Below are 14081 nucleotides of genomic sequence, written 5' to 3'. Positions count from 1 at the left end.
GCATGGATGATTGAATCCAGCGCCATGACACCGGGGACCCGCCAACTCTGTCTTGCAGCCCTGACCGCCAGCCTTAGCCTGGCGGTTTTTGCTGCCTGGGCCGGCGAAATCAAGGGCGTCGGCGTGACCACCGGTGCCACGGGCACGCGCGCCGAAATCCAGCTCGCCGGCAGTGGCGGTTTCAAGACCTTGTCGTTGGCCAATCCCCATCGCCTGGTGGTGGACTTTCCCGATTCAGCTGCGGCACGCGGGCTCAAACTGCCGGCCGCCGCCGGCCTGGTGACCTCGGTCCGCACCGGGCAGCCGGTGCCGGGCACGTTCCGGGTGGTGTTCGAACTGGCAAGCCCGGTCACCGCGCTGAAGCCGCAGATGCAGACCCTGGGCAGCGCCTCGACGCTGGTGATCGAATGGCCGGGCGATCCAATGCCGGTCGCCGTGGCGGGGGCCGCCTCGACGGTCGGCGCCGTGCCACCGCCCCGCCCACTCAATGCGCAGGCCGAAGCCGCGCGCGCCACTGCGGCTCTGGCCGCCTCCGCCCAGCGTGCCTCGTCCGCGCCGTCGCCGGCTCCGACACCCGCGCCCACCGCTGCTCCGGTGCCGGTTCCTGCATCTGCCATGCCCACCGTCACCCCGGCCGCAGTTCCCACCACGGTGGCCACCGGTGTGCCCACGCCGCGTCCGGGCACGGCTGCGGCGGGCTCCACCGGTAGTCCTGCGGCGACGTCCGCATCCGGCGTCGTGCGTGCGGTCGGTCCGGCTGGTCAGGCGAGCGGCGCCGGTGGCGCGACGGCGGCAGCCATTCTCAACGGCGGCAGCGCACCGCTGGGCGCTGCCGTTGCTGGCGCAGCCGCGCCAGGCGTGGCCGCAACGGCGCCAGATAACGAACCACCGCCGCGCCCGGTGCTGCCCAGCGAAGCGGCGCGGGTCAAGATGGCAGCGGGCATGCGGCCGCTGATCGTGGCCATCGATCCTGGCCATGGCGGTCAGGATCCGGGCGCCATGGGCCCGACCGGCAAGCGCGAGAAGGACGTCACATTGGCGATCGGGCGCGAGCTGGCCCGGCAGATCAACGCCACGCAGGGTATGAAGGCCTACCTCACCCGCGATACCGACGTCTTCATTCCCTTGCCGATGCGTGCGCAGAAGGCTCGTGCCGCCAAGGCCGACATCTTCATCTCCATACACGCAGACGCTGCCGAAAATCGCAGTGCCACCGGCTCGTCGGTGTATGTGCTGTCGACCAAGGGCGCGTCCTCGCAACGCGCGCGCTGGCTGGCCGACAAGGAAAACGCCGCCGATCTGGTCGGCGGCGTGCGCCTGCAGCAGACCGAATCCACTCTGGCCAACGTGTTGCTGGACCTTGCCCAGAGCGGCCATATGAAGGCCTCCGAAGATGCCGCCGGTCATGTGCTTGGGGGGCTCAAGCGCATCGGCAACAATCACAAGCCGCAGCTGGAACGCGCGAATTTCGCGGTGCTGCGTACCTCGGACATGCCGGCCATGCTGGTGGAGACGGCCTTCATCTCCAATCCGGACGAAGAGCGTCGCCTGATCGACCCGGCCTACCAGCGCAAGATCGCCTCCGCCGTGCTGGATGGCATCGATACCTTCTTCACCCGCCAGCCGCCGCCGGGCACGCTGTTCGCCGCGCGTGCGCAGGCCGAGGCCGATGCCGCCGCAGGCACCGTGGCCGGCGGCAGCCGCTGACGCGCTCGGCTATCATTCGACACCGATTCCCGTGAGATCGGCGCCTGTGCGCCGACCGGTCGCCGTGCCGAGGTCCGTCTTGTCCGTGTCACCCCCGATGTTGTGCATGCCGCGCCCCTGGCGCCCGGGCGTGCGCTGATGGCGATCCGTCAGCTGCCCGAGATCCTGATCAACCAGATTGCCGCCGGCGAAGTGGTCGAGCGGCCTGCCTCGGTGGTCAAGGAGCTGGTCGAGAACGCGCTCGACGCCGGTGCCACCCGCGTGGACATTGATCTGGAAGAGGGCGGCGTACGTCTGATCCGCATCCGCGACAACGGCGGCGGCATCACGCCGGAGGAACTGCCGCTGGCAGTATCGCGGCACGCCACCAGCAAGATCGCCTCGCTGGACGACCTGGAAACCGTCGCCACGCTCGGATTCCGTGGCGAAGCGCTGCCGTCGATCGCCTCGGTCAGCCGCTTCAGCCTGATCTCGCGTCGCCACGATGCCGAGCATGGATCTGCGCTGCAGATCGACGGCGGGCGCCTGGGCGAGGTGACACCCCATGCACACGCGCCCGGCACCACCGTGGAAGTGCGCGAGCTGTTCTTCAACGTGCCGGCACGGCGCAAGTTCCTGCGCGCCGAACGCACTGAGCTTGGGCATATCGAAGAGTGGCTGCGCTCGTTGGCGCTGGCGCGGCCTGACGTGGAATTGCGCGTCTCGCACAACGGCAAGCCGTCGCGCCGCTACAAGCCGGGCGATCTTTACTCGGATGCGCGGCTGGGCGAAACCCTGGGCGAGGATTTCGCACGACAGGCGCTGCGGGTCGACCACAGCGGTGCCGGCCTGCGCCTGCACGGCTGGGTGGCGCAGCCGCATTACTCGCGCGCCAGCACCGACCAGCAATACCTCTATGTCAACGGCCGCTCGGTACGCGATCGCAGCGTGGCACATGCGGTCAAGATGGCCTATGGCGATGTGCTGTTCCATGGCCGCCAGCCGGCCTATGTGCTGTTCCTGGAACTGGATCCGGCGCGAGTGGATGTCAACGTGCATCCGGCCAAGCATGAAGTCCGTTTCCGCGAGGCGCGGCTGATCCACGATTTCGTCTACCGCACCTTGCAGGACGCGCTGGCGCAGACACGCGCCGGTGCCACGCCCAACAGCATCGGCAGCGATGTGGCGGGGGAAGCGCTGGCTGTACCGGGTGCGCTGGGCAGTGTCGGCAGTGGTGGCGGCAGTTACGGCGCTGGTGCAGGTGGTGGTGGCTCGGCCGGCTACGCCAGCTGGCGGCCGGCGCAGACGCCGCTGGGCCTGCGCGTGGACGAGGCGCGTGCGGCCTACAGCGCGCTGTACGCACCGCCCGGCAGCGCTGCGCAATCCTCCAGCGATGTGCCGGTGGCCTCCGGCAGTGGCCTGCCGCCCACCGCCGCCGACAGCGGCGTGCCGCCATTGGGCTATGCCGTGGCGCAGCTGCATGGCATCTACATCCTGGCCGAGAACGCCGAAGGCCTGATCGTGGTGGACATGCACGCCGCGCACGAACGCATCGGCTACGAACGCCTGAAGAACGCCCACGACAGCATCGGTCTGCATGCGCAGCCGTTGCTGGTGCCGATGACGCTGGCGGTGGGCGAGCGCGAGGCCGATACCGCCGAGCGCGAAGCGGCCACCCTGGCCAGCCTGGGCTTCGATGTCACCCGTGCCGGCCCGCAGTCGCTGCACGTACGCAGCATTCCTGCCCTGCTGGCCAATGCCGAGCCTGAGGCCTTGCTACGCGATGTGCTGGGCGACCTGCGCGAGCATGGACAGAGCCGTCGCATCGCCAGTGCGCGCGACGAGCTGTTGTCGACCATGGCCTGCCACGGCGCGGTGCGCGCGAACCGCCGTCTGAGCGTGCCGGAAATGAACGCGCTGCTGCGCGACATGGAAGCCACCGAACGCTCGGGCCAGTGCAACCATGGCCGACCCACCTGGGCTCGGTTTACGCTGGGCGACATCGATCGCTGGTTTCTCAGGGGGCGCTGATGGGGATGCACTGGAGAACGCGGTGGCTGCCGGGGTTGCTGGTGACAGCCGCCTTGATCGGCTGCGGACGCGAAACGCCGTCGCCGGCTGCACCCGCCGAACTGGACAAGACATTCCTGGCCGACAACGCTGCATGGCGCGAGGAGCGGCTGCGGGAGCTGCGCGCGCCCGATGGCTGGACCAGCCTGGTCGGCCTGCACTGGCTGACGCTGAAGGCGCATTACATCGGCAGCAGTGCCGACAGCGGCATCAGGCTCGCGGTCGGGCCGCCGAAGATGGGCATGGTGGCCACCGAGGGCAGGACGGTGTGGTTCGTGCCCGAGCGCGGCGCCGCACTCACCGTCGATGGCAAACCGTTGAGCGGCAGGATTCGCTTTCAGTCCGATCGCGATCCGCAGCCGACCACGATCCGTTTCGATGACGGCAAGGGTGTGCTCAGCCTGATCCAGCGCGGCGATCGCTACGCGCTGCGGGTCAGGCATGCCGATGCGCCATCGCGCACGAATTTCGCCGGGCTGGAGTACTGGCCGCTGGACCCGTCCTGGCGCATCACCGCGCGCTATGTGCCCAACGATGTCGGCAAGACCATCCCGATCGTGGACATCGTCGGCATCACCAGCACCCAGGCCAATGCCGGTGCGATCGAATTCGAGCGCGATGGCAAGACCTATCGCCTGGAGACCATCGGCGAGCCTGGCCGCCCCGGCTTCGTCGTGTTTGCCGATCGCACCAGCGGGCACGGTAGCTATCCTGCAGGGCGCTTCCTGGATCTGGACGTTCCCGACGCCTCCGGACATGTGGTGGTCGATTTCAATCGTGCCTACAACCCGCCGTGTGCGTTCACCCCGTTCGCGACCTGCCCGTTGCCGCCACCGGAGAATCGCATCGATCTGGCGGTGTCGGCGGGCGAGAAGGCCTACAAGGTGCCGCACTGACGTGGCCAGGGGAACGTGATGACAGCGGTTGCGATGACAGCGCGCGTGCCTGCGCGGCTCGCCAGTTGGTGCGGCCGGGCGCTGCTGGTGCTGTCGCTGTGGAGCGGAGCGGTGGCCCCGGGCTGGGCACGCACCGCAGCCGATGCGCCTGCCGGCCCGCCGGTGCCGCTGCTATGGAAGGTCGATGGCAAGGGCGGCACGGTGTACCTGCTGGGTTCGTTCCATGTGCTCAAGTCCAGCGACTATCCGCTGTCGCCGGATGTGATGCAGGCGTTCGCCAAGGCCGACCGGCTGCTGTTCGAGCTGCCGCCTGCGGATGCGCAATCGCCGCAGCTGGCCGCGCGCATGCTGCAGGTGGCGCGGCGCACCGACGGGCGCACGCTGCAGCAGGCGCTGGATGCCGCGACCTGGCAGGCGCTGGGCAGCTACGCGCGCCGGCACGGCATGTCCATCGACGCGCTGCAGCCGCTCAAGCCGTGGTTCGTGGCGCTGTCGATCAGCCTGGCCGAGATGGCACGTCAAGGCATGAACGCGGACGCAGGCCTGGACCGTTACCTGATGCAACAGGCGCAATCCGCTGGCAAGCCGGCCGGCGGGTTGGAACGCGCCGAGGAACAACTCGGCCTGCTCGACGGCATGACGCCCGTCGAGCAGCAGCAATTGCTGGAAGAGGCGCTGGACGAGGTCGATAGCAGCGACCAACTGCGCCGTTTGCACGCGGCATGGCGCAACGGCGACGTGCACACGCTGACCACGCAGATGGCCCAGGACATGCGCAGGCAGTATCCGGCGCTCTATCAGGACATCAACGTCGAGCGCAATGCGCGCTGGGTGCCGCGCCTGGAAAAACGACTGGGCAAAGGCAGCGGAACCACGCTGGTGGTGGTCGGTGCGCTGCATCTGCTGGGCAACGACGGCGTGGTGGAGCGCCTGCGCGCACGCGGCTACCAGGTGCAGCGGATCTGTTCGGCCTGCGCGACGCAGGCCGACGATTGACGGTCCGCGCGTAGCGCCGCTGGGCGCTACGCTCACCGCTCGCTCAGCCGCGGTTGCGGGCCTTGCCGACGGTGCCGCCGTGGCTGCCGGAGGACCCGTGCGTGCCGGTGCCCATCGGGCCGCTGCCCATGCTGCCGGAACCCGGCGAGGAAGGCGGGGTGCCGGGACCGCCCGGACGGCCGAAGCCGGCGCCGAAATTGCGCTGGAATTCCTGCCACAGCTCCAGGTTGCGCTCGGTCAGCTGATTCATCATCGCCCATGGCGTCTGCCCGAGCAGGTTGCCCATCTGCTGACGGAATTGCTGCTGCTGGTCCAGGAAGACCTGCATGCTGCGCTCCAGGTAGTTGCCCATGAAGCCTTGCAGCGAGTCGCCGTAGAACCGGATGATCTGGCTCAACAGCTGGGTGGAGAGCATTGGCTCGCCGTCCTGCTCCTGGTCGGCGATGATCTGCAGCAGAACGGCGCGGCTGAGGTCTTCGCCGCTCTTGGCGTCACGGACCTCGAACTCTTCGCCGTCGATGATCAGCTGGCGTACGTCTTCAATCGTGATGTAACTGGAAATCTCGGTGTCGTAGAGACGGCGATTGGGATACTTCTTGATGATGCGAAGTCCGGCCATGGAACGTTCACTCACAACGATAGTGCGCGCAGGATGGCGCACCGCAGCAGCGGTTGCAACAGTCAAAACGCCTTATTTGCTTAAGCGGACACATAAAAAATGTTGCGCAGCATGGATTTCTGAGCAAATCCATGCTGCAGCGCAAAGTCGCAGCAAAGTCACCAGCCCATGTGATGGCCGCCGTTGATGTCCAGATTCGATCCGGTGATCCAGGCGGCCTCGTCCGCAACCAGGAACGCGACGGCATAGGCGATCTCTTCCGGACGCCCCAGGCGGCCGGTCGGGATGTCGGCCACGATCTTGGCGCGCACCTCGTCCGGCACGGCCATGACCATGTCGGTGGCTACATAACCGGGCGAGACCGTGTTGACGGTGACCCCGAAGGCGGCGTTCTCGCGCGCGAGCGAGATGGTGAAGCCGTGCATGCCCGCCTTGGCCGCAGCGTAGTTCGCCTGCCCGTACTGGCCCTTGAGCCCGTTGATGGAGCTGATCTGGATCACCCGCCCCCAGCTGCGCTTGCGCATGCCCTCGATCACCGGGCGGGTCACGTTGAACACCGAGTTGAGATTGGTGTTGATGACGTCGTGCCATTGTTCGGCGGTCATGCGGTGGAAGGTGGTATCGCGGGTGATGCCGGCATTGTTGACCAGGATTTCGATCGGCCCCAGCGTGGCTTCGACCTCCTCGACCAAGCTGCGCGCATGCTCGGAAGAGGCCACATCGCCGCGGAACAACGCGACCTCGTAGCCCTGCGCCTGCATGCGCTGTTGCCAGTCCTGCGCCTTGTGCTGATCGCGGAAATTGCTGGCGACCCGATGGCCCTGGTCGGCCAGCCGCTTGCAGATGGCGGTGCCGATGCCGCCGGTGCCGCCGGTGACCAATGCGACGCGAGATGTCATGACGACTCCAATAACGGGTGAGACGGAGGGCGATCAGGGCAGGGCGCAGACAACTCGCCCCGCTGTCGGTGCTGGGGCGCAATTCTAGTCACGCAGCGGCAGCGATGTGCGCATGCGCAGGTCCAGCGTAGGCGTTGCAGGCAGCCGTTCCGGCAGGAAATGCTGCACTGCCTGCTGCAGCAGGGCATCCACGCCCGCATGCCGCGGCAGTGTGGCGGGCAGCTGACCCAATGCTTGCCAGGCCGCGCGCAAGGCGGGCAGCGGGTCGTCATCGTCCAGCGCTGGCGCGGCGTGCGACTTGGACAGCTTGCGGCCGTCGCCATCCAGGATCAGCGGCAGGTGCAGGTAGCGCGGCTGCGGCAGGCCCAGTGCGCGTTGCAGCAGTACCTGGCGCGGAGTGGAGTCCAGCAGGTCCGCGCCGCGGACCACATCGGTGATCGCCTGGGCCGCATCGTCCACGACCACCGCCAGCTGGTAGGCCCAGTAGCCATCGGCGCGGCGCAGCACCACATCGCCCACCTCCGCATGGACATCCTGCACCACGCGCCCCTGCAATGCGTCCTCGAAGGCGACCGGCGGCTGCGGCGGTACCCGCAGGCGCACCGCGCGGCGTTCGCCCAGCGCCGCGACGCAGGCGTGGTGAATACCGCCCATGCCGACCAGATCGGCGCGGCTGCAACTGCATTCGAACGCCAATCCGGCATCGAGCAGCCTGGCGAGCGCGGCGGCATAGTGCGCGTCGCGCTCCGACTGCCGGATCACCGGCAGGTCCGATATCAGGCCGAAGGCGGCCAGGGTGCGCAGCTGGCGCTCGGATGCACCGGCTTGCGCGCGCGGTGGGTCGATATCTTCGATACGTACGCACCACCGGCCACCGGCGTGGCGGGCGAGCAGCCAGCTACCGAAGGCGGCCATGAGGGAGCCGAAGTGCAGGGGGCCGGTCGGGGAGGGCGCGAAGCGGCCGAGATAGGGGGACGGGGGCATGGGCAGCTGAATCGTCGGTCAGGTGCGCGCTTGATTTCAAGCCGCGATGTCCGCAGATCGCCAGCAGTTCATCCTTAGCATCAGTGGAGCCCGCGCGCCATGTTCAACCGCATCTTCCTGTTCCTGCTGACCAACCTGGCGGTGTTGATACTCGCCGGTATCGTCATGTCGGTACTGGGCGTCAATTCCGCCCAGATGGGCGGGCTGCTGGTCATGGCCGCCATCTTCGGCTTCGGTGGCTCGTTCATTTCGTTGCTGCTGTCCAAGTTCCTGGCCAAGCGCAGCACCGGCGCGCAGGTGATCACCGAGCCGCGCACGCCCACCGAGCGCTGGTTGCTGCAGACCGTGCGTCGGCAGGCCGAGGCTGCCGGTATCGGCATGCCGGAGGTGGCGGTCTACGAAGGCCCGGAGATCAACGCGTTCGCCACCGGCGCCAACCGCAACAACGCGCTGGTGGCGGTGTCTACCGGCCTGCTGCAGAACATGAGCCAGGATGAGGCCGAGGCCGTGCTGGGGCACGAGATCGCGCACGTGGCCAATGGCGACATGGTGACCATGGCGCTGCTGCAGGGCGTGCTCAACACCTTCGTGATCGTGCTGGCGCGGGTGGTGGGCGGCATCATCGACAGCGCCCTGGCCGGCAATCGCGAGGGCGGGCGTGGCTTTGCGTACTACGCCATCGTGTTCGTGCTGGAGATGGTGTTCGGGCTGTTCGCGACCATGATCGCGATGTGGTTTTCGCGTCGCCGCGAATTCCGTGCCGATGCCGGCGGCGCGCAGCTGGCCGGTCGCAGCAAGATGATCGCCGCGCTGGAGCGCCTGTCGCTCAACCACGGCCAGAGCACCTTGCCCTCGCAGGTGCAGGCCTTCGGCATTTCAGGCGGCGTGGGCGATGGGCTGCGTCGGCTGTTCCTGAGCCATCCGCCGTTGACAGAGCGCATCGCCGCGCTGCGTGCGGCAAACGGCACCGCGATGTAACCGTCGGGCCGGCCGCAGGCAGATCGAGAACAAGAAACCCGCCTCGGCGGGTTTTTTTGTGGCGCCACTTCCCGGTCGGGTACGCTCAGCCGAACTCGTAGTTCATCGCCGGGCCGGTGGGAGCGACGAAATCGCCCTGCACATAGTCCACCCCGGCACTGAAGAAGCTGCTCATCGATTGCGCATCGGCCACGAACTCGGCCACGGTGAGGATGCCGGCCGGCTGCGCGCGCGAGGTGATCTCGCGGATCTTCTCCTGGCTTTCGCGGGCGGAGGCGATCTCGCCGGTGATGCCGCGGTCCAGTTTCAGGAAGGCCGGCTGGAAATGCGCCAGCAGCTGGAACGAGTCCAGTCCCGAACCGAACTGCTCCAGCCCGACCTTGCAGCCCATCGCCGAGACCGCCGCGAGGAACTGCTGGGCGTTGCGCAGGTGGGTGAAGACTTTCGACTCCGGGGTCTGCAGCCACAGCCGTTCGCCCGGAACGCCGTAGACCGCCAGCTGTTCGCGAATGGTGTCGATCATCTGCGGGTCGGAGAACGAGTTCGGCCCGATACGCACCAGCAGGTGGGTCTTGTGGCCCGCACGCTGCCGCTCGCCGAGTTGGCGGATCGCCCGCGCCACGACCCAGCGGTCGATCTCGGTGACCAAGTCGTGCTCTTCGGCGATCGCCATGAACGCGTTCGGCGACATCATTTCGCCATTGCGTTCCAGTCGCAGGAAGGCCTGGTACAGCTCCAGCGGTTCGCCCTGCAGGTTGAGCACCGGCTGGTAATGCAACAGGAAGCCATCGCCGACCAGCGCTTCGCGCAGCTGTTCGACCCAGCGCGCGATACGCTCCTCCTCGGCCCGGTCCGAGGCGGCCGGGTCGTAGATGCTGGCCGCATTGCCGCCGAGTTCGGCAGTGGTACGCACCGCTTCGGTGCCCCGATTGAGCACCTGGCCGATGCTGGCGATCTTCTCGCCGATCTGTACCCCGCCGATGCTCACCGTGACCGTGGCCGAACGTGCGCCGATGCTGAAGACGTGCTGCGCGAACGCGTTGCGCACGGTTTCGGCCAGGGCATGGGTGCGCGCGTAGTTGCCGCTCAGCAACAGCGCGAAGCTGTGTTCGCCGAAGCGCGCGGCCACCACGCTCTCGTCCACCACGCCGGCCACGTGCGCGGCCATGGCCGCGATCAGGGCATCGGCCGAGTCCAGGCCGATTTCGGGCAGGATGCGCGCGTAATGATCCGGTTCGATCAGCAGGAAGCCGGACTGGCCCTCGCTGCGGCCGGCCTGGGCCACCGCCTGTTCCAGCGCCACCATGAAGGTGGGGCGGTTGAGCAGGCCGGTGACTTGGTCGCGCTGGCGCAGGTCTTCCACCTCGCGCGCCAGTTCCGGATCGAATTCCTCGCGACGCCGGAAGACCACCTGGATGCAGGGCTCGCCCTCGTAGGTGGCGGTGGCGAATTCCATCGTGGCCGGGAAGGTGTCGCCTTCCAGCCGGCGTGCATCCACCTTGTATTGCGCCGGCGGCGGCTCGCCCTTGGCCATCGCCTTGAGCAATTGTTTGAAGTCGTCCACGTACTGCGCGGCGATCATGTCCAGCAGCGACACGCCTTCGACGTCCTCGAACGATTCGAAGCCGAACATCTCCAGATACGCCTCGTTGGCGCGGATGTGCATGCCTTCGTGGACGTAGGCGATCGGGTCGCGCGAGGAGGCAATCAAGGCGTCGCAGCGGCGCTCGGTTTCGCGCATCTGCGCCTCGATGCGGCGTAGCCCGCGGCGCGCCTGCAGGTCGGCCCACTCCGAGCGCACCAGCGCCAGCAGATGCTCGGGGCGGTGGCGCAGCACGATGGCGCGGATGCCGTGCGCGGCGGCCTCGACCAAGACGTTCTCTTCGATCCGTTCGGCCAGCAGGATGATCGGGATGTCCTTGCCGCTGCCGGCGATCTGCTGATGCAGGGCGCTCATCGGGATCTGCTGCGCCTGGCCGTGCAGTGCCAGGTCGATCTGGCCGGACAACATGCTGGCGAGCTCTTCCGGCGTCTGCGGACGCGAAGGCCGCACCGCGATGCCGCCATTGCGGAGCGCTGTCACGATCGCCTCGGCGCCCTCGACGCTGTCGTCGACGATCATCAGGCGGAGGGTGAGATCTTTGCCTTTTTGCATGCGAGGCTCCTGGAGACCGGCTTTAATACACGAACGGAGTCTGGTGCGTCCATGTGTGTGGATGGTGCCGCATGCAGTGTGAGACGTGGCGCAAGGATTGGCGTGTGTCACGTCGGCCGAAGTGCCTGCCACCGGCTCAGTGTCACATCGAAACAAGGCGCCCCATGTAGGCGCCGCGAAAGGCCGCGTGACACGCCTGTCGAGCGCGGCAGTGGGCATGCGATGCGCCCAACTGCAGCGGTGCCCCGGCTTGCCTTGCATCCTTGGCCGTCGCTCCTGCCGTGACCGGCTGCAGCTACGCCACGCTTCCGGCAGCATGGCCGGATGCCCATGCCCATTGAAAGTTGTAGCCACCCAACCAGCCGGTGACATCCAGCACCTCGCCGACGAAGTACAGCCCGGCGACCAGCCGCGATTCCAGCGTGGCGCTCGAGACCTGATGCGTATCGACGCCGCCCAGGGTCACTTCGGCGGTCCGGTAGCCTTCGGTGCCGCTGGCGACCAGCGCAAACCCGCCAAGCAGATCGGCGGCGGCCTGCAGTTGCGGCGGATCCAGCTGACGCACCGGCTTGTCCGGCAGCCACACCTCGCACAGGCGTTGCGCAAACCTGCGTGGCAGGGCATCGGCGAGCACGTTGCGCAGCTCGGTGGCGCCCCGCAGTTGCTTCTGCTCGCGCAGCCAGGCCGCCGCATCGTGGCCAGGCAACAGATCCAGGCGCAAATCGTCGCCCGGCTGCCAGTACGAGGAAATCTGCAGGATCGCCGGGCCACTCACGCCGCGATGGGTCAGCAGCATGAAGTTGCGGAAGCTGACCCCGTTGCAGCGCGCCTCCACCGGCAGCGCGAGCCCGGACAGGTCCTGCAGGCGTTGCTGGTGCTTGCCGCTGAGGGTGAGCGGTACCAGCCCGGCCCGCGTGGGCAGTACGGTGTGGCCGAACTGCTGGGCGAGCGCGTAGCCGAAGCCGCTGGCGCCCATGCTGGGAATGGACAGCCCGCCGGTGGCGACGATCAGCGATTGCGTCTGGATACGCCCGGCGCTGGTCTGCACGCTGAATCCATCGCTGTCGCGCTGGACCGACTGCAGCTCGCAGTGGGTGCGGATCTGCACCCCGGCCGCCTCGCACTCGTCCAGCAGCAGGCGCACGATCTGCTTGGAAGAGACGTCGCAGAACAGCTGGCCCAGTTCCTTCTCGTGATATGCGATGCCATGGCGTTCGACCATATCCACGAAATCGGCCGGGCTGTAGCGCGCCAGGGCCGACTTGCAGAAGTGGGGATTGGCCGAAACGAAGTTGCCTGGCGCAGTCCCGGTATTGGTGAAGTTGCAGCGCCCGCCGCCGGACATCAGGATCTTCTTGCCGACCTTGTTGGCATGGTCGACCACCAGGACCTGGCGGCCGCGACGGCCGGCGGTGAAGGCGGCCATCAGGCCGGCAGCACCGGCACCGATGACCAGAACGTCGCAGCGCATGCTCATTCGGCAGGTGCTTGCCGCACCGTCGGTGTCAGGGTGACGCTGCCGTGGTCGGCCAGCATCTGCACTTCGCCGTCCTGGATGATCGCGTCAAAGCGCATGCCGCGCTGGATCAAGGCGCCCAGCGCCTCGGTCGCCTGGGGATCCAGTTCGATCACGCGCAGGTTGCGGTGCCGCCCCATGGCGCTGGCGTGCTTCTTCCACCAGGTTTCGGTGGCCTGGCCGCCGTAGCCGATCACCACCACCTCGCGCGCACGATTGCAGGCCTTGCGGACCCGGCTCTCGTCCGGTTGGCCAAGATCGATCCACAGGTCCGGGTCGCCGGTGTAGTCGCGTCGCCACAGATCGGGCTCGTCGTCGTTGCTGAGGCCGCGACCGAACTCCAGGCGGTCGTCGGCGAACAGTGCGAAGGCCAGTAGCCGCACCATCAGGCGTTCGTCGGTCTCGGAAGGGTGCTGGGCCAGGGTCAACGAATGGTTGGCGTAGTAGCCACGGTCCATGTCGCTGATCTGGAGTTCCGCTCTGCGGACGGTGGCGGTGAGGGCCATCAGGATGCCGATTACAAAGGGCGCCCATGATACGCACCTGTTCCAGTGGGCGTATGCGAGGGTGTTGGTTCCGCACCGGCACCTCGGGTCGGCGATGCTGCAGTGCGACGAAGGCTGGTCTGAGGTCCACCGCAGGAAGGAGCAGGGCGGTGTCCAGGCGCCGTTGCGATGGACCCGCCGATCGCCTCGAATCCGTGCGCCCGTTGGCAGTAAATGCCTATTCAGTCATCTTCCCGGCGAGGGGAGGCGCCCGACACGGTGTCGGATCCGGCCCGACTGCAAAAGAATTGTTTCGGGGTGTCGCTTTTTGCCGAAAACACGAGTACTGTGCACGCACTGTGTTTGCAAGGGTCACCGTGAATCGTGGCCTGGTGCAGCCGGATCGTTACAGATCTCGCTTCATCGTTCCGCTTTACCAACGCCTGCAACTCAGTCTCAGCTCCGGCTTTTCGGACGCTGCGATTTATCCATCTATAGTTCAGGAGTTTGTAAATGTCAGATCGTCAGAGCGGTACCGTGAAGTGGTTCAACGATGCCAAGGGCTTCGGCTTCATCACCCCGGAAAGCGGCCCGGACCTGTTCGTGCACTTCCGCGCCATCCAGGGCACCGGCTTCAAGTCGCTGCAGGAAGGCCAGAAGGTCACCTTCGTCGCCGTGCAGGGCCAGAAGGGCATGCAGGCTGACCAGGTGCAGGCGGTCTAATCCGTCTGAAACCGCAAGGTTGCCAAGAACGCCGGTCGCGCAAGCGCCCGGCGTTTTTTATTGCCGGTGCTGCC

General features: G+C 67.2%; 12 protein-coding genes. 6 read left to right on the top strand and 6 right to left on the bottom strand.

Annotated features, from left to right (window positions below; all coding sequences use genetic code 11):
• Positions 1-24: 24 nt before the first annotated feature.
• From LL962_RS08755 to LL962_RS08740, 4 genes are all read left to right on the top strand, one after another.
• Positions 25-1707 (top strand): N-acetylmuramoyl-L-alanine amidase, encoded by a 1683-nt coding sequence (locus LL962_RS08755; protein WP_228316619.1) that lies wholly within the window; start codon positions 25-27, stop codon positions 1705-1707.
• Between the two features lie 138 nt (positions 1708-1845).
• Positions 1846-3717, top strand: coding sequence for a DNA mismatch repair endonuclease MutL (mutL, locus tag LL962_RS08750; protein ID WP_228316618.1), 1872 nt, complete (start codon positions 1846-1848; stop codon positions 3715-3717).
• The gene (locus tag LL962_RS08745; protein ID WP_228316617.1) at positions 3717-4652 is read left to right on the top strand and encodes a DUF1684 domain-containing protein; all 936 of its coding nucleotides are present in this window, start codon (positions 3717-3719) and stop codon (positions 4650-4652) included. Before mutL ends, LL962_RS08745 begins: the two co-directional genes overlap by 1 nt.
• A 33-nt stretch (positions 4653-4685) precedes the next feature.
• A complete protein-coding gene (locus tag LL962_RS08740; protein ID WP_228316663.1) occupies positions 4686-5648 on the top strand; it encodes a TraB/GumN family protein in 963 nt (320 codons plus the stop codon).
• Between the two features lie 43 nt (positions 5649-5691).
• On the opposite strand, the gene phaR is transcribed toward LL962_RS08740, so the two are convergent.
• The 3 genes from phaR to gluQRS form a co-directional block, all read right to left on the bottom strand.
• Positions 5692-6267 (bottom strand): polyhydroxyalkanoate synthesis repressor PhaR, encoded by a 576-nt coding sequence (gene phaR / locus LL962_RS08735; protein WP_104586920.1) that lies wholly within the window; start codon positions 6265-6267, stop codon positions 5692-5694.
• Positions 6268-6425: 158 nt separating this feature from the next.
• Positions 6426-7166, bottom strand: coding sequence for a beta-ketoacyl-ACP reductase (locus LL962_RS08730; protein ID WP_104586921.1), 741 nt, complete (start codon positions 7164-7166; stop codon positions 6426-6428).
• Positions 7167-7250: 84 nt separating this feature from the next.
• A complete protein-coding gene (gluQRS, locus tag LL962_RS08725) occupies positions 7251-8150 on the bottom strand; it encodes a tRNA glutamyl-Q(34) synthetase GluQRS (RefSeq protein ID WP_228316616.1) in 900 nt (299 codons plus the stop codon).
• A 99-nt stretch (positions 8151-8249) separates the two neighbouring features.
• Between gluQRS and htpX the strand changes: the two genes are divergently transcribed.
• Positions 8250-9128, top strand: coding sequence for a protease HtpX (gene htpX / locus LL962_RS08720; RefSeq protein WP_228316615.1), 879 nt, complete (start codon positions 8250-8252; stop codon positions 9126-9128).
• 85 nt (positions 9129-9213) lie between these two features.
• Here htpX and LL962_RS08715 read toward each other — a convergent pair whose 3' ends face one another.
• The 3 genes from LL962_RS08715 to LL962_RS08705 all read right to left on the bottom strand — a co-directional run bounded on the left by LL962_RS08715 (position 9214) and on the right by LL962_RS08705 (position 13305).
• Positions 9214-11283 (bottom strand): GGDEF/EAL domain-containing response regulator, encoded by a 2070-nt coding sequence (locus LL962_RS08715; RefSeq protein ID WP_228316614.1) that lies wholly within the window; start codon positions 11281-11283, stop codon positions 9214-9216.
• Positions 11284-11578: 295 nt separating this feature from the next.
• A complete protein-coding gene (locus LL962_RS08710) occupies positions 11579-12760 on the bottom strand; it encodes an NAD(P)/FAD-dependent oxidoreductase (protein WP_228316613.1) in 1182 nt (393 codons plus the stop codon).
• A complete protein-coding gene (locus tag LL962_RS08705) occupies positions 12757-13305 on the bottom strand; it encodes a YaeQ family protein (RefSeq protein WP_228316612.1) in 549 nt (182 codons plus the stop codon). Before LL962_RS08705 ends, LL962_RS08710 begins: the two co-directional genes overlap by 4 nt.
• Positions 13306-13797: 492 nt before the next feature.
• Here LL962_RS08705 and LL962_RS08700 point away from each other — a divergent pair, with 492 nt between their 5' ends.
• The gene (locus LL962_RS08700; protein ID WP_006451993.1) at positions 13798-14007 is read left to right on the top strand and encodes a cold-shock protein; all 210 of its coding nucleotides are present in this window, start codon (positions 13798-13800) and stop codon (positions 14005-14007) included.
• The last annotated feature ends 74 nt before the right edge of the window (positions 14008-14081 follow it).

The sequence above is a fragment of the Xanthomonas sp. NCPPB 1067 genome, assembly GCF_020783795.1.
Lineage (GTDB): Bacteria > Pseudomonadota > Gammaproteobacteria > Xanthomonadales > Xanthomonadaceae > Xanthomonas > Xanthomonas melonis.
Note: the sequence above shows the minus strand (reverse complement) of the source record. Positions and strands in the feature narration are given on the sequence as shown.